The organism is Pseudomonas sp. 22189 (genome assembly GCF_052045635.1).
In the GTDB taxonomy this organism is placed as follows: Bacteria; Pseudomonadota; Gammaproteobacteria; order Pseudomonadales; family Pseudomonadaceae; genus Aquipseudomonas; species Aquipseudomonas parakoreensis.
Map to the genome: position 1 here is coordinate 7,955 of NZ_JBQEPG010000005.1, position 20,364 is coordinate 28,318.

The window sequence follows — 20,364 nt, forward strand, 5'->3', positions numbered from 1 at the left end:
GGCAGCTCCTACAGGTAAAGCGGGATGTCAGTCTTCTTTGCGTACGGTCGCTACCTCATCGGAGCGGACCTTCACCTTGGTCCCGGAAATGTCCTCGAACTCATAGAATCCGTCCTTGTTCTTGGTTTTCGGCATGTCCTTGGTCAAATACTGGGTGCCGTTCTGCAAGGTCACCACGGTCGGTGTCGAGCAACCGCCCAATGCCAGTAAGGCTGCTACCGCCAGAGGAAGACCCAGAGTCTTGATATTCATACCCACCTCAAATACCTCATTCCATATGAATTGACCGTATCCGGTCTCTAACGCGGTTGGTGCCATCGAACCGGGAAAAGTTCGATGGCACCCTGAAAAAATCCCGATTGCCGCTGCCATTGATCTTTTTCCGTTTGCACGCGACCGGGAAGAGCTGGTATCTGTACGCATAACCAGTACTCGCTCGCCATGGCCCTGAATTCCCGTGACTGCCAACCCACTCGACGATCCGTTCTATTACCTCAACAACTTCCGGCAAGTACTTGATTGGCTTGAGCTTCGCTATGCCGATCTGATGAGCGAATCCGAGCATGGCTTCATCCGCGACTTCAAGATCTTGCCGCGCGCTTCGCAGGGGCTGCTGGTGCGCATGGTCATGCGCAAGGGCGTGCATTTTCGCCTCGGCAAACTCAATTACCCGGAGATCGGCGACATTAGCGACGCTGCGCAGCCATTGTTGAGTCACGGCTGGCTCGACGATCAGGCTCTGTTGAGCGTGGCCGAGGTGTTCGACGTGTTGCTCAAGGCTGAACTGCTGCAGGCATTCGGCCAACTCATCGAACAGCCCAAGGGGCGCAAGGACGACTGGCTGCCGGTGCTGGCCGGGCAATTCAGCGAATTGCGCAGCCTTTGCGAATGGGCGCCGACGCTCGGCGACCGCTTGCTCAGCCTGACCATCATGGACCTGTGCGACCGTCTGCGTCTGATGTTCTTCGGCAACCTGTACCAGGACTGGTCGGAATTCGTCCTCGCCGACCTCGGCATCTTTACCTACGAAAAAGTCGAATTCTGCGCCGACTCCCGTGGCCTGCGCAGCCGCGAAGACGTGGACGCCTGCCTGTTCCTGCATCAGTGCCAGCAACGCTTTGAAGCGGGTGAGCCGTTGGAAGCCATTGTCGAGCAGGTCAGCGCACTGCAATTCGACAACCCGTGGCTGCAACGGCGACGCGGCAAGGTGTTGTTCCAGATCGGCCAGTATTGCGAACGCATCACTGAGTTCGCCCTGGCGCTGAGCATTTACCGCGATTGTGCCTACCCCGGCGCCCGTCAGCGAATGATCCGCGTGCTGGAGCGCTGCGGCGAATACGCACGGGCGCTGGAGCTCGCGACGCTTGCCGAACAGACGCCGGAAAGCGCCGCCGAACAACAGAGCCTGCAACGGATGTTGCCACGGCTGCGGCGCAAACTCGGCGGGCCGCCGCTCAAGCGGGCAGCGCCACGCCCGGTCGAGCGCCTCGATCTGCAACTGCCGCGCACTGATCCGGGATTGTCAGTGGAGTTCCATGTGCAAGCGCATCTGCACGAAGACAGCGGCCCGGTGCATTACGTCGAGAACAGCCTGATCAACTCGCTGTTCGGCCTGCTGTGCTGGCCGGCGATTTTCGCACCGTTGCCGGGGGCGTTCTTTCATCCGTTCCAGCGCGGGCCGGTGGATCTGCTCAATGAAGATTTTCAGCAACGCCGTGCCGAACTGTTCCAGGCCTGCCTCGACCAGCTCGACGACGGCCGTTACGCCGCAACCATTCGTGAGCGCTTCGTCGCCAAATGGGGCGTGCAGTCGCCGTTCGTGTTCTGGGGCGCGTTGAATGAGCAACTGCTGGAGCAGGCGCTGGCGTGCTTGCCTGCCCAGCACCTCAAGCACTGGTTCAATCGCCTGCTGCTCGACATCAAGGCCAACCGCGCCGGTATGCCCGACCTGATCCAGTTCTGGCCGCAGCACAAGACCTACCGGATGATCGAAGTCAAAGGCCCGGGTGACCGCCTGCAGGACAACCAGCTGCGCTGGCTGGAATTCTGCCACCAACACCAGATGCCGGTCGCCGTGTGCTACGTGCAATGGGCGGAGCAGAGCGCTTGAGCTACAGCATTGCCGTCCGCGCCCTGTGCGAGTTCACCGCCAAGACCGGCGACCTCGACCTGCGTTTTACCCCTTCGCCGACAGCGCTCGAAGGCATGCTCGGGCACCGTACCGTGGCTTCACGGCGCAGCGATAAATACCAAAGCGAGGTGGCGCTGGAAGGCGAGTTTCTGCAATTGAAAGTCAGGGGCAGGGCGGACGGCTACGACCCGGCGCAGAACTGCCTGGAAGAAGTCAAAACCTATCGCGGCGACCTCAGCAAGCAACCGGCCAACCATCGCCAGTTGCATTGGGCGCAGGCGAAAATCTACGGCTGGCTGATGTGCCGCAAGCTGGAGCTTGCGCAGATCAATCTGGCGCTGGTGTATTTCGACATCGTCAGCGAAAAGGAAACCTGTCTGGTCGAGGCCTTCAGTGCGCCGGTCTTGCAGGCGTTTTTCGAACAACAATGCCGGTTGTTCCTGAACTGGGCCGAGCAGGAAATGGCCCATCGCGAGGCGCGCAATCTGGCCGCACAGCAATTGGCCTTTCCCCATGCCGACTTTCGCCCCGGCCAACGGCATCTGGCCGAATCGGTGTTCAAGGCGGTCAGCACCGGCCGTTGTCTGATGGCCCAGGCACCCACCGGGATCGGCAAAACCCTCGGCACGTTGTTCCCTCTGCTCAAGGCGCTGGCGCCGCAGCAACTGGACAAGGTGTTTTTTCTGACCGCGAAGACCCCGGGGCGCAAACTGGCGCTGGATGCCAGTCAGGTGTTATTCGATCAAGCGCAACATTTGCCGCTGCGGGTGCTGGAGATGGTCGCCCGGGACAAGGCTTGCGAACACCCGGACAAAGCCTGTCACGGCGAATCCTGCCCGTTGGCCCAGGGCTTCTATGATCGCCTGCCCGCCGCCCGGCAAGCGGCCAGCCGGATCAATCTGCTCGATCAGGCGGCGATGCGCGAAGTGGCCCGTCAGCACACGGTTTGCCCGTATTACCTGAGCCAGGAGATGGCGCGCTGGGCCGACGTGGTGGTAGCGGACTACAACTATTACTTCGATTTCAGTGCGCTGCTGTTCGGTCTGGCTCAGCTCAACCAGTGGAAAGTCGCGGTGCTGGCCGATGAAGCGCACAACCTGGTCGAACGCGGGCGCTCGATGTACAGCGCCAGTCTCGATCAGGCCGCGCTGGCCAGCGTACGCAAGTCCGCCCCCGAAGCCTTGAAGAAATCCCTGCAACGGGTCAACCGCGAGTGGAACGCGCTGCATCAGCCGCAGCTGGCGCCGTATCAAGCCTATGACAAAGCCCCGGAGAAACTGCTGCAAGCCGTGTCCCTGTGCAGCGCGGCCATTGGCGATTACCTCAATGATCATCCGCAGGGGCTCGACAGCGCGCTGCAAACCTTCTATTTCGACATGCTGCAGTTTGGCCGGGTCGCGGAGCTGTTCGACGAGCATTACCTGTTCGACATCAGCAAGCGCGACCTCGAGCGTAAACGACCGCTGTCGCAACTGTGCCTGCGCAACGTGGTGCCGGCGGCGTTCCTCGGCCCGCGCCTGAAAGCGGCGCGCAGCAGCGTGCTGTTCTCGGCGACACTTAGCCCGCGGCGCTATTACGCCGATCTGCTCGGCACGCCCGCCGACACGGTCTGGATCGATGTCGAATCGCCGTTCAGCGCCGAACAGCTGCAGGTGCAGATCGTCAGCCGCATTTCCACGCGCTTCAATCATCGGCAGGCGTCGCTGGAACCGATCGTCGAGCTGATCGCCCGCCAGTTCAGCGAGCGCCCGGGCAATTACCTGGCGTTCTTCAGCAGCTTCGATTACCTGCAACAGGTACTGACGCTGCTCGCCGAACGCCATCCGCAGATCAATCTGTGGCAGCAGTCCCGGGGCATGGCCGAAGGGCAGCGGCAGGCCTTTCTCGATCAGTTCACCGCCGACAGCCAGGGTATCGGCTTCGCCGTGTTGGGCGGTGCGTTCGGCGAGGGCATCGACCTGCCCGGGGCACGGCTGATCGGCGCGTTCATTGCGACTCTGGGGCTGGCGCAGCTCAACCCGGTCAACGAACAGTTGAAACGGCGCATGGCGGCGATTTTCGGTGCCGGTTACGACTACACCTATCTGTATCCGGGCGTGCAGAAAGTGGTGCAGGCTGCCGGGCGGGTGATCCGCACGCGTGAGGATCGCGGCGTGGTGATGCTGATCGATGACCGCTTCGCCGAACCCAGGATCCAGCAACTGTTGCCACGCTGGTGGTCGCTCGGCACAGACGCGCCCTCGATCAATCCGCTGATCACGCCGTGAATTGAAGCGCGTTTACACCTTCCCATGGCGCCGGATTGCCGCATACTTGCGCTAATGAAAACCAGCGGTGAACCTGATGAGTGACAACCCGAGCAAAACTGCCGCGATCGAGGAGATGCGTTTCCGTCTGCTGATCGATGCGGTGGTCGATTATGCGATTTACATGATCGATCCGGACGGCATCATCACCAGCTGGAACACGGGGGCCAAACGCTTCAAGGGCTACGAGAAGCAAGAGATCATCGGCGAGCATTTCTCGCGTTTCTACACCGAGCAGGACCGCGCGGCGGGCTTGCCGCAACGGGCGCTGGACACCGCAATCCGCGAGGGCCGATTCGAAGGCGAAGGCTGGCGCGTTCGCAAGGACGGTACGCATTTCTGGTGCCATGTGGTGATCGACCCGATCATCGATCCGGACGGCACGCTGCTGGGCTTCGCCAAGATCACCCGCGACCTGACCGACCGCAAAATGGCCGAAGAAACCCTCAAGCAAAGCGAGCAGCAGTTCCGTCTGCTGGTGCAGGGCGTCACGGACTACGCGCTTTACATGCTCAGCCCCGACGGTCGGGTATCCAACTGGAATCAGGGCGCCCAGCGAATCAAGGGGTATCGGCCGGAAGAAATCATCGGCGAGCATTTCTCGGTCTTCTACACCGCTGAGGACCGCGAGCGCGGCGAGCCGCAACGGGCGCTGGAAATCGCGGCGCGGGAAGGGCGTTTCGAAAACAAAAGCTGGCGAGTGCGCAAGGACGGCAGCCGATTCTTCGCCCATGTGGTGGTGGATGCCATTCGTGGCGAGACCGGGACATTGCTCGGCTTCGCGAAAATTACCCGTGACGTGACCGAGGTCCATGAGTCGCAGCAGGCGCTGGAGAAAACCCGCGAGGCATTGCTCCAGGCGCAGAAGATGCAGGCCATCGGTCAGCTCAGCGGCGGCATTGCCCACGACTTCAACAACCTGCTGACCGTGATCCTCGGCAACCTGGAAATTGTGCGCAAGCGTGTGGGTGACGACCCGAAAATCAATCGCCTGCTGGAAAATGCCACACAAGGTGCGCTGCGTGGCGTCTCACTGACCCAACGCATGCTGGCCTTTGCCCGGCGTCAGGAGCTCAAGACCGAACCGGTCGACATCGTGCAACTGGTGCAAGGCATTACCGGGCTGTTGCGCAGTTCGCTGGGGCCGGGGATCAGTATCGAAACCTCGCTGCCCGCGGGACTGGAACCGGTACTGGCCGATACCAATCAACTGGAACTGGCGGTGCTCAATCTGGCAACCAATGCCCGCGACGCCATGCCCGATGGCGGCAGCGTGGTGATCAGCGCCCGGGCGGAAGTCGTCCTTGAACCGAGCGATTCGACCCTGGCGGCGGGACGTTATGTGTGCCTGAGTCTGCGCGACACCGGCGAAGGCATGGACGAGCACACGCTGGCCTCGGCCCGGGATCCGTTTTTTACCACCAAAGGCCTGGGCAAAGGCACCGGGCTGGGGCTGTCGATGGTGCATGGATTCATTGAGCAGCTCGGTGGCCGTTTCATCCTCAAGAGCGAGAAGGGACGAGGCACGGCAGCCGAACTCTGGTTACCGGTCGCGGTGGATGGCGCACTGGCTCCACGGGTGCAGCCCGGCAGCGCCCCCATCACCGTGCCACGCCTCAGCGTGCTGGTCGTCGACGACGATTCGCTGGTGTTGACCAGCACCACGTTGTTGCTCGAAGACCTTGGCCATCGTGTGGTCAGCGCGACCTCCGGTGCCAGGGCGCTGGCGTTGTTCGAGCAGGGCGAAGTCATCGATCTGATGATCACCGACATGGCCATGCCGCAGATGAGCGGCGCGCAATTGGCGCACGCAGTGCGTCTGCTCAAACCGGATCTGCCGATCGTCCTCGCGACCGGTTACGCCGAACGTCTGGAGGGTTTTGCCGCGCAATTGCCGCGTCTGCCCAAGCCGTTCACCCAGTTGAACCTGATGGAAATCATCGCCCGGTCGATGAAGTGAATCCGCCTGAACTTGTCCGGGGCAGGGGCCTTCTAACAGGTTTCCCCGCCCCGGAGCGTGCGTCCCTTGCCTCGCATACTGACTCAGCCCAGCGCTGAAGAACACCTGACCGAACACGATGCCAAGATGTTCGGCTCACCCAAGGAACGGCTGGATTTCTATCGCAAGGAAATTCAGTACGAAACCAGCATTCTGGCCAACCGCACCGATGCCTATCTGGCCGCGCAGTCGTTTCTGGTGATTGCGTTTGCTTCGTGCATGTCCAACCTCAACCCCGAGTGGGGCAAACTGTTCACGCTGGTGGTGCCGCCGTTTCTGGCGTTGCTCGGGCTGCTCAGCTCGCTCAATGCGTGGCCGGGGATTCGAGCCGCGTACGACATCATTGACCACTGGCATTACAAACAGAGCGAGTTGTTGCGCAGCGAACCGATCATGGGCATGGCTTACGACGAGTCGCCACTGTTCAGCGAGATGGAGTCCAGCCATAAGGGCTATCGCAAATCGCTGTTGTTTTCGGTGCGCACGCCGTGGATATTCGCCACGTTCTGGATCCTGCTCGGGGCCTATGCAGTGTTCATTCAGGTGACCAACCCCGGGGGCTGAACGCCGCCCAAAGAAAAAGCCCGGACTTCGCAGCCGGGCTTTTTCTTGTGCGCTTTATTCGACGGTTTCAAGCTGCCGACGCAATGCCTGCGAGTGATGCGGGGACATCGGAATTGGCGGAAAGTCCTCGTTGAGCACGCACAAGTGATCGATGGCTTCTTCGAACTTCATATCGGCTTTGCGGCGCAGTGCTCGATAGTGCTCAAACTGCTCAAGGTCCAGATTGTCCGCTTCCAGCAGCTCGTAAGCGGCGCGGTTGAGGGCGTGGGCATCTTCGAACAGTTGACGATTGCGTTCCAGGGCCAAAGCCCTGCAAGCCTTGATTTGTGCCGGATTCGAGCATTCTTTCATGACCGTGACCTTGTTATCCAAAGATTCCTCTTCATGGGCTGCAAGCCGCAGGGGAACCGAACCTGCCGGACCCCGCCGAGTGCATCCAGCGAGGGGTTATGGTTGTGACTGTCGGAATCTGGAGAGGGATCCATTTATTTTCAGAAAAAACTTCGATGGATTTCCCAAGATAATCCCACCGGAAAAATCAGCTTTTTCGTTTTTGCCGTTGCTCATAGCGCGCCAGCAACGGCTGAGTGCTGATGCCATGCAGCAAAATGCTCAGTGCCACCACCGACAAGGTGATGTGGGTGCACAACGTCGCGACTGAAGGACTCAGACCATGGTTCAAGGCATAAAACAGATAAAACAGACTGCCGATTCCGCGAATGCCGAACCAGCCGATCAACAGGCGCTGACCACCATCGAGCAAGTTACCCCATGGCATCAGCGCGACGCAGAGCGGACGCACCACGAAAAACAGCACCGCGCCAATGATTAACGCCCGCCAGTCCCAATGCGGCACCAGTACCACGCCGAGCAGCGTTACCAGAAACACTTCCATGGCCCGTTCCACCAGGCTGCCGAACGAGAGCATGTCGCCCATCATGATGCCGGCAGCGACCTGACTGCTTTCCAGTCGTTCGGTATCGCCGTGCACTGCGTTCTGCGGTTCGATGTTCTGATGGCCCACCACCGGTTGCACCAGATGCTCGGCGGGCGGCTGGCTGGCGCCGGTGGATTTGACTTCTTCCTGACGCAAGCCGAGGCCGGCGGCGAATACCGACAGAAAACCATAACCGCCAATCGCCTCTGCGCCGACGTAAGCCAGGGCAATCAGCGACAGCGCCAGATAATCATTCGGGCTCAGGGTGCTGTCGTCGTTACGAATGCGCAGGGACAGGGTCAACCGACCGATACCGCGACCCATCCAGTAACCGCTCAGCAGTCCGACCGGCACCGCCCAAAACAAATCATGCAGCAGCCAATCGGTCAGTGCGCCGGGTTGCGCGTCGGCCTTCAACAGCAGCAAACCGAGCATCACGAACGGAAACGCGATGCCGTCATTGAGCCCGGCCTCACCGGACAGGCCAAAGCGCACACTGTCGACATCCCGCGCATCGTTGACCTGCACCAACGCTGCCAGCACCGGATCGGTCGGCGCCAGCATCGCCCCGATCAGCAGCGACGGGCCCCACGACAGTTGCAGACCCCAATGCAGCAATACACTGACCCCGGCGATGGTCAGCACCATCACCGGGCCGGCCAACCCAAACGCAATCCGCCAACGCTTATCGCGCAGTGGCAGGCGCAGCTTGAGGCCGCAGACAAACAGCGAAAACAGCACCGCCACTTCCGTGAGGTGCTCCATCCATACGGAAGCGTTTTCCAGTGACAGCTTCAGCAGGTCCAGACCGCTGGGGCCGATGCCGATCCCCAGCAACAGGCACACGGCCGAGGTGGTGACCGGCATCCAGCGCAGGTACGACGAGGTCAGCGCGAGGGTCAACAACACGGCGCCCAGCACCGCGACCCAGATGACAAAGCTCATGGAGGCTTACAACATCGGCTTGCCGCCGGTGACGCCGTATCGCTGCCCGGTGATGTAACTGGCCTCATCCGAGGCTAGCAGCACATAGATCGGCGCCACTTCCACCGGTTGTCCGGGGCGACCGAGCGGGGTTTCGCTGCCGAAGTTCTGCACTTCCTCATCGGGCATGGTCGAGACAATCAACGGCGTCCAGATCGGCCCCGGGGCCACGCAGTTCACGCGGATTTCTTTCGGCCCGAGTATCTGCGCCAGACCGCCGGTGAAGTTGGCAATCGCGCCTTTGGTGGTGGCGTAGGCGAGCAGGGTGGGTTTGGGCATGTCCGAGTTGATCGAGCTGGTGTTGATGATCGAGGCACCGGGGCGCATGTGTTTGATCGCCGCCTGGCACAGGCGGAAAATCGCGGTGATGTTGACGTCGAAGGTCATCACCCATTCGTCATCGGGGATTTCTTCGAAGGTTTCGTGGGTCATCTGGAACGCCGCGTTGTTGACCAGAATGTCGATGCGCCCGAAGCGCTCAACGGTCTTGTCCACCAGTGCCTGGCAATGGGCCTTGTGCGCGAGGTCGCCGGACAGCAGCAGGCACTGACGGCCCGCCTGCTCGACCCAGCGCGCGGTCTCTTTGGCGTCGTCATGTTCATTCAGATAGGCCACGACGACATCGGCGCCTTCACGGGCAAAGGCAATCGCCACCGCACGGCCGATGCCGCTGTCGGCGCCGGTGATCAGCGCAATCTTGCCGGCGAGCCGTCCGGAACCGACGTAGGTCTGCTCGCCACAATCGGGGTAGGGCTGCATGTTGCTTTGCGAGCCCGGCACGGCTTGAGCTTGTTTGGGGAAGGGTGGTTTCGGGTAATCGGTCATCACAAATCTCCGAGGTTCTCAGGGCGGGTATGGGCGGTTGACCCGGACGGTTTGCCGTGAGTTCGATCGGATTTGCGCTGCACACCAACAGCAAACACAAACCCCCTGTAGGAGCTGCCGCAGGCTGCGATCTTTTGACTTTGGTTTTTTAAAACAAGATCAAAANCAGCTCCTACAGGGGAGGTGGTGTTTTCAGGTATTGCGCTGGATCAGGGCTTGCTCCATGCGGCGGATGCCTTCTTCGAGAAGCGACCGCGGGCAGCCGAAGTTCAGGCGCACGAACTGTTGGTGCTGATCCCCGAAATCCAGTCCGGCGCTGAGGCCGACTTTGGCCTGTTCGAGGAAGAACTGCTGCGGATTGTCCAGGTCCAGCGCCGAGCAATCGAGCCACGCCAGATAGGTGCCTTGCGGCACATTGAGGGTCACGCCCGACAAGCGGCTGCGCACCGCAGCCACCAGCCAGTCACGATTGGCCTGCAGGTAGGTTTTCAGTTCGGCCAGCCACGGCGCACCTTCGCTGTAGGCGACGCGGGTGGCTTCCATGCCCAGCGGGTTGACGCTGTCGACCATGCCGCAACGGGCGTGGTTGACGCGCTCGCGCAGGGCGGCGTCCTGGATGATCATGAACGAGGTCTTGAGGCCGGCAATGTTGTAGGCCTTGCTCGCCGACATCAGGGTGATGGTGCGTTTGGCGATTTCCGGGCTCAGGGAGGCGGTCGGAACGTGCACGCGGCCGTCGAAGCACAGCTCGGCGTGGATCTCGTCGGAGATGATCCAGGCGTCATGGGCCAGGCAGATGTCGGCGATATCCGTCAGCTCTTGGGCGCTGAACACCTTGCCAAGCGGGTTGTGCGGGTTGCTCAGGAGCAGCGCACCGCCATTGGCCAGGGACTGACTCAACGCCTCCAGCGGGGTGGCGTAAGTGCCATCGGCCTGGGCGACGAATTCCAGCTCGACCTTGTTCAGCCCCCAATGCCCCGGCGCATGCCGCAGCGGCGGGTAGTTTGGCACCTGCACCACGACGTTCTGCTGCGGCTGCACGAGCGCTTTCAAAGCCATGTTGAAACCGGATTCAACGCCCGGCAGGAAGATCAGCTCCTGCGGTTTGACCTGCCAGGCGAACTTGTTCCACAGGTCGGCGACGATGGCTTCACGCAGATTGTCCTGCGCCACGCTGTAGCCCACCAGCGGGTGCAACAGGCGTTGTTGCAATGCCTCGATGATCACCGGCGGCGCGGCGAAATCCATATCCGCGACCCACATCGGCAAGACATCGGCCGGGTAGCGGCTCCACTTGGTGCTGCCGGTGTGGTGGCGGTCGAATACCTGATCAAAATCGAAAGTCATGCGCGGTCTCGTGAAGGCGGGTTGTTCATGGGCGCCATGATAAACCCGGAACCCCTGTAGGAGCTGCCGAAGGCTGCGATCTTTTGATCTTGTTTTAAAAAACCAAAATCAANCGCAGCCTTCGGCAGCTCCTACAGGGGAATGGGTTTACCCGACAAACGGCCGACGGTCGGTTTTCACACAGAACGTGTGGTCATTGTCTACAGTGAAAAAGCCGGCAGCCATTCTGCCGTAACCGTGTTTGTCCAGAAAAAGCCCGGCTCAAGTACCGGGTTCCACCTGATCAGGAGTGCACGATGGATCTCAGCCGTCGTCAATTCTTCAAGGTCGCCGGTATCGGCCTTGCAGGCTCTAGCCTGGGCGCGTTGGGCATGTCCCCGACGCAGGCCTTCGCCGAGCAGGTGCGTCACTTCAAGCTTGCCCACACTCATGAAACCCGCAACACCTGCCCGTATTGCTCGGTCGGTTGCGGGTTGATCATGTACAGCCAGGGCGATGCCGCGAAGAACGTCGCGCAAAATATCATCCATATCGAGGGCGACGCCGACCACCCGGTCAACCGCGGCACGCTGTGCCCGAAAGGCGCTGGCCTGCTGGACTTCATTCACAGCCCGGGCCGCTTGCAATACCCGCAGGTGCGCAAGCCCGGCAGCAGCGAATGGACCCGGATCAGTTGGGATGAAGCGCTGGATCGTATCGCCGATCTGATGAAGGCCGACCGCGACGCCAACTTCATCGAGAAAAATGCCACCGGGCAAACGGTGAACCGCTGGCTCACCACCGGGTTTCTTGCCGCGTCGGCAGCGTCCAACGAAGCGGGCTACATCACCCAGAAGGTGATTCGCAGTCTCGGTATGCTGGGGTTCGATAACCAGGCGCGTGTCTGACACGGCCCGACGGTGGCAAGTCTTGCCCCGACGTACGGCCGTGGTGCCATGACCAATACCTGGACCGATATCGCCAACGCGAATCTGATCCTGGTGATGGGTGGCAACGCAGCAGAAGCGCATCCCTGCGGCTTCAAATGGGTGACCGAGGCCAAGGCGCACAACGCTGCCCGGCTGATTGTGGTCGACCCGCGTTTTACCCGGACTGCTTCGGTGGCCGACTATTACGCGCCGATTCGCACCGGCACCGACATCGCCTTCATGGGTGGGCTGATCAATTACTTGCTGACCGAGGACAAGATCCAGCACGAGTACGTGCGCAACTACACCGACGTTTCGTTCATCGTCAAAGCCGGGTTCAGCTTCGAAGACGGTCTCTTCAGCGGCTATGACGCGGCCAAGCGCAGCTACACCGATAAATCCGGCTGGGGCTACGAGCTGGGCGAGGACGGCTTCGTCAAAGTCGACCCGACCCTGCAGGACCCGCGCTGCGTCTATCAATTGATGAAGCAGCATTACAGCCGCTACAACATTGATCTGGCGAGCCAGATCTGTGGGATGCCGGTCGAGGCGATGAAAAAGATCTGGGAAGAAATCGCCACTTGCTCGATCCCGGGCAAGACCATGACCATTCTCTACGCCCTCGGCTGGACGCAGCACTCGATTGGCGCGCAGATCATCCGCAGCGCGGCGATGGTGCAATTGCTGCTGGGCAACGTCGGCATGCCCGGCGGCGGAGTGAATGCCTTGCGCGGCCACTCGAACATTCAAGGCCTGACCGACCTTGGGCTGCTGTCCAACTCGCTGCCGGGCTATCTGACCCTGGGGGGCGATGCCGAGCAGGACTACAACGCCTTCATCAAAAAGCGCACGCAAATGCCGCTGCGTCCGGGGCAGCTGTCCTACTGGCAGAACTACAGCAAGTTCCACGTCAGCCTGATGAAGTCGTGGTACGGCGCCAACGCCACCGTCGAGAACAATTGGCTCTATGACCATTTGCCGAAACTCGACATTCCCAACTACGACGTGCTGAAAATGTTCGACCTGATGAGCCAGGGCAAGGTCAACGGCTACATGTGTCAGGGCTTCAACCCGATCGCCGCGCTGCCGGACAAGAACCGGGTCATGGGTGCACTGGCCAAACTCAAGTGGCTGGTGGTGATGGACCCGCTGGCCACTGAGACCTCGGAGTTCTGGCACAACGTCGGGCCGTACAACGACGTGAAAAGCGCGGAGATCCAGACCGAAGTGATTCGCCTGCCCACCACCTGCTTCGCCGAGGAGGACGGCTCGCTGGTCAACAGCAGCCGCTGGCTGCAATGGCACTGGAAGGGCGCTGATGGCCCGGGCGAAGCGCAAACCGATATCCGCATCATGAGCGAACTGTTCTTGCGCCTGCGCAAGCGTTATCAGGCCGAGGGCGGCAAATTCCCCGACCCGCTGCTGAAACTGTCGTGGCCGTACAAGATCCCCGACGAACCTTCGCCGGAAGAACTGGCGAAGGAAATCAACGGCAGCGCCACGGCCGACTTCACTGATGCCAGTGGCGCGACGGTCAAGGCCGGTTCGCAACTGGCGGCATTCGCTCAGCTCAAGGACGACGGCAGCACCGCGTCCGGTTGCTGGATCTTCGCCGGCAGCTGGACCGAGGCCGGCAACCAGATGGCCCGGCGTGACAACGCCGACCCGTATGGCATGCACCAGCATCTGGGCTGGGCCTGGGCGTGGCCGGCCAACCGGCGGATTCTCTACAACCGCGCTTCGGCAGACGTCGCGGGCAAACCGTGGGATCCGAAAAAACGTCTGGTGTGGTGGAACGGCAAGGCCTGGGGCGGCACCGATGTGCCGGACTACAAGGCCGATGTGCCGCCGGAAGCCGGGATGAACCCGTTCATCATGAACCCCGAAGGCGTGGCGCGGTTCTTCGCCGTCGACAAGATGAACGAGGGGCCATTCCCCGAGCACTACGAGCCGTTCGAAACGCCCATCGGCATCAACCCGCTGCACCCGCAGAACAAGAAAGCCACCAGCAACCCGGCGGCGCGGATCTTCGATTCGGTCTGGGAAAGCCTCGGCGAAGCCAAGGACTTCCCGTACGCCGGCACCAGTTACCGGCTGACCGAGCACTTCCACTTCTGGAGCAAGCATTGCAAGTTGAATGCGATTGCCCAGCCCGAGCAGTTCGTCGAAATTGGCGAAGTGCTGGCGAAGGAGAAGGGCATCGCCGCCGGAGATCGAGTGCGGGTCAGCTGCAAGCGCGGGTTCATCGAGGCGGTGGCGGTGGTGACCAAACGCATCCGGCCGCTGCAGGTCAACGGCCAGGTGGTGCATCAGATCGGCATCCCGCTGCACTGGGGATTCACCGGTCAAACGCGCCATGGTTACCTGACCAACACCCTGGTGCCGTTCCTCGGCGATGGCAACACACAGACCCCGGAATCCAAGTCATTCCTGGTCAACGTGGAGAAACTGTAAATGGCCAGCCAAGACATCATTGCCCGCTCGGCCACCACCACGGTGCCGCCCTCGGTGAGGAACCAGCAGGAAGTCGCCAAGCTGATCGACACCACCAAATGCATCGGTTGCAAGGCCTGCCAGGTCGCCTGCTCGGAATGGAACGAGCTGCGCGACGAGGTCGGCCACAACCACGGGACCTATGACAACCCGCAGGACCTGAGCGCAGAAACCTGGACCCTGATGCGTTTTACCGAACACGAAACCGACGCCGGTAACCTGGAGTGGCTGATCCGCAAGGACGGCTGCATGCATTGCGCCGAGCCGGGTTGCCTGGCGGCCTGCCCAAGTCCCGGGGCGATCATCAAGCACGCCAACGGCATCGTTGATTTCGATCAGGATCATTGCATCGGTTGCGGTTATTGCATCACCGGTTGCCCGTTCAACATTCCGCGCATCTCGCAGAAGGATCACAAGGCCTACAAATGCACCTTGTGTTCCGACCGCGTCGCGGTAGGGCTGGAGCCGGCCTGCGTGAAAACCTGCCCGACCGGCGCCATTGTCTTCGGCACCAAGGAGGACATGAAGGAGCACGCCGCCGAACGCATCGTCGACCTGAAAAGCCGTGGCTTCGACAACGCCGGGCTGTACGACCCGGAAGGCGTCGGTGGCACTCACGTGATGTACGTGCTGCACCACGCCGACACGCCGAAAATCTACGCCGGGTTGCCGGATACGCCAGCCATCAGTCCGCTGGTGGGCTTGTGGAAAGGCATCAGCAAACCGCTGGGCTTGCTGGCAATGGGGGCGGCGGTGCTGGCCGGGTTCTTCCACTACGTGCGTATCGGGCCGAATCGCGTCGAGGAGGATGAACATCCGACGCCACCTGATACCTCGGTGCACGTTGTCGACCCGGCGGTGCACACCTTCGATCCACGCGGGGAGGACCGGCCATGAGCAACAAGACGATCCTGCGTTACACCGCCAACCAGCGCACCAATCACTGGCTGGTGGCGATTCTGTTCTTCATGGCCGGGCTGTCCGGGCTGGCGTTGTTTCATCCATCGATGTTCTGGCTCACCCACCTGTTCGGCGGCGGGCCGTGGACGCGGATTCTGCACCCGTTCATGGGCGTGCTGATGTTCGTGTTGTTCCTCGGCCTGGTGTTCCGTTTCTGGCGCGCGAACTTCTTTATCGACAATGACGGGAAGTGGCTGCGCCGCATCGACCGGGTGCTGGTCAACGATGAAGAAAGCGTGCCGCCGGTGGGCAAATACAACGCCGGGCAGAAGCTGCTGTTCTGGACTTTACTGCTGTGCATGCTCGGCTTGCTATTCACCGGGCTGGTGATCTGGCGCGCGTATTTCAGCGCGTACTTCGGCATCACCGTGATTCGCTGGGCCATGCTCCTGCATGCGCTGGCGGGGTTTGTGCTGATCCTCAGCATCATCATTCACATCTACGCCGGGCTGTGGATCAAGGGCTCGGTGGACGCGATGCTGCATGGCTGGGTCAGCCGCGCCTGGGCGAGGAAACACCACGAACTCTGGTATCGCGACATCACCCGTAATGAACGCAATCCGGACGTGCCGGAGCGACCGATCACCAAAAAGGGCTGACTTTTGCCAACCATTCTTGAACCTGGGGAAATCGAAGCGGCGGCCAGTTCGCCGCCGTTTCTGCACCTGCCGCCGCACAACCTGTTCACTTTGCGCGCCCAACGCCTGGAGCAACTGGCTCATGGGCATCCGCTGGCTGATTACCTGCGACTGATCGCCGGATTGTGCCGGGCTCAGCAGCAGGTTTTCGATGATCCGCCGCTGACAGCACCGTTTGATCAGCAAAGGATCGAAGCCTGTCAGCAACATGGTTTACCGCCGTTCGCCGCCGACACACTGGTGCGCGAAGACGCTTGGCAGGCTTATCTGGATGCTTTATTGCAACGTTACGTGGCGCCCGAGCAACCCGCCGTAGTCGACGCGCTCGCTACACTGCGCAGCGCCAGTGCCGGCCAGTTGCGTGCGTGGGCGGTGGCGTTGGTCAGCGGTCAATACTCGATGGTGCCGGCGCAGTTGGTGCCGTTTCTCGGCGCCGGGCTGCAAGCGGCGTGGAGCCACTGGCTGCTCAGCGCACCGAACCTGCAACTGAAACCCGGCGACAGCCTCAGCCAATGCCCGGGCTGCGGCTCACCGGCGATGGCCGGGGTGATCCGCCATCGCGGCAAGCACAACGGTCTGCGTTATCTGGTGTGTTCGCTGTGCGCCTGTGAATGGCATGTGGTGCGGGTCAAGTGCGTGTATTGCGAGTCGAGCAAGGGGCTGGATTACCTGAGCCTCGAAGACGATCGCCACGCCGCCAATCAGGCGCCGATTCGGGCGGAGGTGTGCCCGGGCTGCAACAGCTACCTGAAGCTGGTGTACCTGGAAAACGATGCCGAAGGCGAAGCGCTGTCGGCGGATCTCACCAGCCTGCTGCTCGACATGCGTCTGGCGCAGGACGGTTATCAGCGTCTGGCACCGAATCTGTTGCTGGCGCCGGGAGACGAATGACCAGAACGTCTACACTCGCCGGACAGTCTTGTTTTTTCGGGAGTGGCTGATGTCCGCAAGTGTGGCCCCGCGTTTACCTTCCATTGATGGGTTGTTACGTCACCCGGCCTGTCTGCCGCTGGCCGAGCGTTATGGCCGTGAGTCGTTGCTGGCCAGTTTGCGCCAGTTACTCGATGAGTTGCGTTCCAGCGTATTGAACGGGCAATTGTCGGCGATTGAAATCAGCCCCGACGTGCTCGCCGGCCGTGTCGGCGAACGTCTGGCCCAGCAACAGCGCAGCAACGTACGGCGGGTATTCAACCTGACCGGCACGGTACTGCACACCAACCTCGGCCGGGCGTTGTTGCCCGAAGAAGCCATCGACGCGGTGCAGATGGCCGCACGTTATCCGCTCAATCTGGAATTCGATCTGGCGACCGGCAAGCGCGGTGATCGCGACGACCTGATCGAAGGCCTGATCCGCGAACTGACCGGCGCCGAAGCCGTCACCGTGGTCAACAACAATGCCGCGGCGGTGTTGCTGACGCTCAACAGCCTCGGCGCGCGCAAGGAAGGCATCATCTCGCGCGGCGAACTGATCGAGATCGGCGGCGCGTTCCGCATCCCCGACATCATGGCCCGCGCCGGCGTGCGCCTGCACGAAGTCGGCACCACCAACCGAACCCACGCTCGCGACTACGAAGCCGCGATCAGCCCACGCAGTGGCTTGATCATGCGCGTGCATGCGAGCAACTACAGCATCGAAGGTTTTACCGCCCGGGTGCCCACCGCCGAACTGGCCGAACTGGCTCATCGGCACGGCTTGCCGCTGCTGGAAGATCTGGGTAGCGGCAGCCTGCTCGATTTGACCCGCTGGGGCTTGCCAGCGGAACCGACGGTAAGGCAGGCGCTGCTTGATGGCGCGGACATCGTCACCTTCAGCGGCGACAAATTGCTCGGCGGGCCGCAGGCCGGGTTGATTGTCGGGCGCAAAGAATTGATCGCAAAGATCAAAAAGAATCCGTTGAAGCGCGCCTTGCGGGTCGACAAGTTGACCCTGGCCGCACTGGAAGCGGTGCTTGGCCTGTATCGCGATCCGGATCGCCTCGCCGAACGTCTGCCGAGTTTGCGGCTGTTGACTCGTCCGCAAGCCGAGATCCTCGCCCAGGCTTGTCGTTTACAACCGGCGATGGCTGGCGTCTTGGGTGAACCGTGGCAGGTCAGCGCCGTGCAGGCCTTGGGCATGATCGGCAGCGGCAGCCAACCGGTGGCGCGTCTGCCGAGTGCCGCGCTGTGTCTGCGCCCGCAGGTGTCGAAACGCATGCGCGGGCGTTGTCTGCTGACTCTGGAAGCGGCGCTGCGCGGGTTGCCGATCCCGGTGCTCGGGCGTATTGACGATGATGCGCTGTGGCTCGATCTACGCCAACTCGACGATGAACCGGCGTGGCTGGCGCAGTTGCCGCAGTTGCAGGTCGAGTCGTGATCGTCGGCACCGCCGGGCACATCGACCACGGCAAGACTTCCTTGCTGCAAGCCCTGACCGGGCAAACCGGCGACCGCCGCCCGCAGGAGCGCGAGCGCGGGATGACCATCGACCTCGGTTATCTCTACGCGGAGCTGGAACCCGGTGCCGGGCTGACCGGGTTCATCGATGTACCGGGCCACGAGAAATTCACCCACAACATGCTCGCCGGCGCGCAGGGCATCGATCTGGTGTTGCTGGTGGTGGCGGCGGACGACGGGGTGATGCCGCAAACCCGTGAGCATCTGGCGATTGTGCAGTTGCTGGGCATTCCCCGGGCACTGGTGGCGATCACCAAATGCGACCGGGTCGAACCGGGCAGGGTGGAAGAAGTTGAACGTCAGGTACTCGACCTGCTGGAAACCGGGCCGTTTGCCGAAGCACCGATGCTGACGGTGTCGAGCGTGACCGGGCAGGGCGTCGATGAACTGCGCCAGAACTTGCTGCAGGTTCAACGTGAAGTCCATGAGCGCAGCCGCGAAGGTGGTTTTCGCCTGGCCATTGATCGCGCCTTCAGCGTGGCGGGCGCCGGGATCGTGGTGACTGGCACCGCGTTGTCGGGCGCGGTTTGCGTCGGCGATAAACTGGCCCTCGGGCCGTCCGGTAAAGCGGTGAGGGTGCGCGGGTTGCACGCGCAGAATCAAGCCGCCGAACAAGCCTTCGCCGGGCAACGGGTGGCGCTGAATATCAGTGGTGACCGGTTGACCCTGGAGCAGATTCATCGCGGCCAATGGCTGCTGGCCGAGTGGCTGCACGCACCGACGCAACGGGTCGACATTGAATTTCAATTGCTGCCTGGCGAGCGCACGTTCGAACACTTTCACCCGGTGCACGTGCACCTCGGCACTCAGGACGTCATCGCCCGTGTGGCGTTGCTTGAAGGCCCGCGTTTGCGTGCCGGCGAGTGCATGTTCGCGCAACTGCTGATCAACGGGCCGGTGCACGCGGTGAAGGGCGACCGCCTGATCCTGCGTGACCAGAGCGCGCAACGCACCCTCGGCGGCGGTCAGGTGCTCGACCCGTTCGCCCCGGCCCGGCAGCGCCGCAGCCCGGAACGGCTGGCACAGCTGCAAGCGCTGGCCGACAGCGCCAGTCTTGAGCAAGCGCTACCACTGCTGCTCGACCACAGCGCGGGCGGCCTCGATCCGCAACGGCTGGAGCGTCAGTTCAATCGCCCGCGTGAAGACTGGTCACTACCGGCCAACGTGCGCCTGATCGATACCCGCCAAGGCCCGGTGCTGTTCAACGTGCAGCGCTGGGGGCAATTGAAGTTCACCCTGTTGGAGCAGTTGGCCAAACTGCATGAGCTGGAACCGGACCAGATGGGACCGGATCGCGATCGCCTGCGACGCTTCAGTGGTCTGGCGCTGGAGCGCTCGACCTTTGCCAGCCTGCTGGAAGAACTGCGCAGCGCCGGATCGATCAACGCCAGCGGGCCGTGGCTGCATCTGCCAGATCATCAGGTGCGTTTGAATGCCGAAGACGAAACCCTGTGGCAACGCATGCAGCCGCTGTTCGAAGAGGCCGGCTACGATCCGCCGTGGGTGCGCGATGTTGCGAAAATGCTCGGTGAAGACGACGCGGCGGTGCGCCTGCTGCTGCGCAAACTGGCGCGCCTGGGGCTGATGCATCAGGTGGTGCGCGACCTGTTTCTGTCTGTCGGGCAACTGCGGCGCATGGCCGACGTCCTGTTGCAACTGGAGCAGGAAAATCCACAGATCCAGGTGACAACTTTTCGTGATGCGCTAGGCTTGGGACGCAAACGCTGTATTCAGTACCTGGAATACTTCGACCGCGTCGGCCTGACCCGACGCATTGGCGAATCCCGCGTGATTCGCCACGATAATGCGCTGGCCAGTGTCGACGCACCCTGAGTTCAA

At 61.7% G+C, this 20,364-nt stretch carries 15 protein-coding genes; 10 read left to right on the forward strand and 5 right to left on the reverse strand.

Features of this window, described 5'->3' with window-relative positions; all coding sequences use genetic code 11:
* Positions 1–27 precede the first annotated feature (27 nt).
* Positions 28–252, reverse strand: a complete 225-nt coding sequence (locus tag ACTJKS_RS06415) for a YgdI/YgdR family lipoprotein (RefSeq protein WP_262947815.1) — start codon at positions 250–252, stop codon at positions 28–30.
* 205 nt (positions 253–457) lie between these two features.
* Between ACTJKS_RS06415 and ACTJKS_RS06420 the strand changes: the two genes are divergently transcribed.
* The 4 genes from ACTJKS_RS06420 to ACTJKS_RS06435 all read left to right on the forward strand — a co-directional run bounded on the left by ACTJKS_RS06420 (position 458) and on the right by ACTJKS_RS06435 (position 7,000).
* Positions 458–2,110, forward strand: coding sequence for a VRR-NUC domain-containing protein (locus ACTJKS_RS06420; protein WP_262947814.1), 1,653 nt, complete (start codon positions 458–460; stop codon positions 2,108–2,110).
* A complete protein-coding gene (locus tag ACTJKS_RS06425; protein WP_108182760.1) occupies positions 2,107–4,398 on the forward strand; it encodes an ATP-dependent DNA helicase in 2,292 nt (763 codons plus the stop codon). The genes ACTJKS_RS06420 and ACTJKS_RS06425 overlap by 4 nt, the downstream gene beginning before the upstream one ends.
* Positions 4,399–4,474: 76 nt before the next feature.
* Positions 4,475–6,397 (forward strand): hybrid sensor histidine kinase/response regulator, encoded by a 1,923-nt coding sequence (locus ACTJKS_RS06430; RefSeq protein WP_108184396.1) that lies wholly within the window; start codon positions 4,475–4,477, stop codon positions 6,395–6,397.
* 66 nt (positions 6,398–6,463) lie between these two features.
* Positions 6,464–7,000 (forward strand): hypothetical protein, encoded by a 537-nt coding sequence (locus ACTJKS_RS06435; protein WP_041064140.1) that lies wholly within the window; start codon positions 6,464–6,466, stop codon positions 6,998–7,000.
* Between the two features lie 54 nt (positions 7,001–7,054).
* On the opposite strand, the gene ACTJKS_RS06440 is transcribed toward ACTJKS_RS06435, so the two are convergent.
* The 4 genes from ACTJKS_RS06440 to ACTJKS_RS06455 all read right to left on the reverse strand — a co-directional run bounded on the left by ACTJKS_RS06440 (position 7,055) and on the right by ACTJKS_RS06455 (position 11,093).
* Positions 7,055–7,351 (reverse strand): hypothetical protein, encoded by a 297-nt coding sequence (locus ACTJKS_RS06440; protein ID WP_041064652.1) that lies wholly within the window; start codon positions 7,349–7,351, stop codon positions 7,055–7,057.
* A gap of 187 nt (positions 7,352–7,538) precedes the next feature.
* On the reverse strand, positions 7,539–8,882 hold the full coding sequence (locus ACTJKS_RS06445; protein ID WP_108182759.1) for a cation:proton antiporter: 1,344 nt from the start codon (positions 8,880–8,882) through the stop codon (positions 7,539–7,541).
* A gap of 6 nt (positions 8,883–8,888) precedes the next feature.
* Entirely contained in the window at positions 8,889–9,746 is an 858-nt protein-coding gene (locus ACTJKS_RS06450) for a glucose 1-dehydrogenase (protein WP_041064133.1), read from the reverse strand.
* Positions 9,747–9,938: 192 nt separating this feature from the next.
* Entirely contained in the window at positions 9,939–11,093 is a 1,155-nt protein-coding gene (locus ACTJKS_RS06455) for a MalY/PatB family protein (RefSeq protein ID WP_108182758.1), read from the reverse strand.
* A gap of 296 nt (positions 11,094–11,389) precedes the next feature.
* Here ACTJKS_RS06455 and fdnG point away from each other — a divergent pair, with 296 nt between their 5' ends.
* Genes fdnG through selB form a run of 6 tightly spaced genes read left to right on the forward strand, consistent with a single transcriptional unit; the run spans position 11,390 to position 20,358 of the window.
* Complete coding sequence (gene fdnG, locus ACTJKS_RS06460; protein ID WP_142579764.1) at positions 11,390–14,455, forward strand: formate dehydrogenase-N subunit alpha; 3,066 nt, start codon at positions 11,390–11,392, stop codon at positions 14,453–14,455.
* Positions 14,456–15,391, forward strand: a complete 936-nt coding sequence (fdxH, locus tag ACTJKS_RS06465) for a formate dehydrogenase subunit beta (protein ID WP_108182755.1) — start codon at positions 14,456–14,458, stop codon at positions 15,389–15,391. It abuts the gene before it with no gap.
* Positions 15,388–16,053, forward strand: a complete 666-nt coding sequence (locus ACTJKS_RS06470; protein WP_041064117.1) for a formate dehydrogenase subunit gamma — start codon at positions 15,388–15,390, stop codon at positions 16,051–16,053. The genes fdxH and ACTJKS_RS06470 overlap by 4 nt, the downstream gene beginning before the upstream one ends.
* 3 nt (positions 16,054–16,056) lie before the next feature.
* On the forward strand, positions 16,057–16,983 hold the full coding sequence (gene fdhE / locus ACTJKS_RS06475) for a formate dehydrogenase accessory protein FdhE (protein WP_108182754.1): 927 nt from the start codon (positions 16,057–16,059) through the stop codon (positions 16,981–16,983).
* Positions 16,984–17,032: 49 nt separating this feature from the next.
* Complete coding sequence (selA, locus tag ACTJKS_RS06480) at positions 17,033–18,445, forward strand: L-seryl-tRNA(Sec) selenium transferase (RefSeq protein ID WP_108182753.1); 1,413 nt, start codon at positions 17,033–17,035, stop codon at positions 18,443–18,445.
* Positions 18,442–20,358: a selenocysteine-specific translation elongation factor gene (gene selB / locus ACTJKS_RS06485; protein WP_262947954.1), complete on the forward strand. Its 1,917-nt coding sequence runs from the start codon at positions 18,442–18,444 to the stop codon at positions 20,356–20,358. The genes selA and selB overlap by 4 nt, the downstream gene beginning before the upstream one ends.
* Positions 20,359–20,364: the final 6 nt, after the last annotated feature.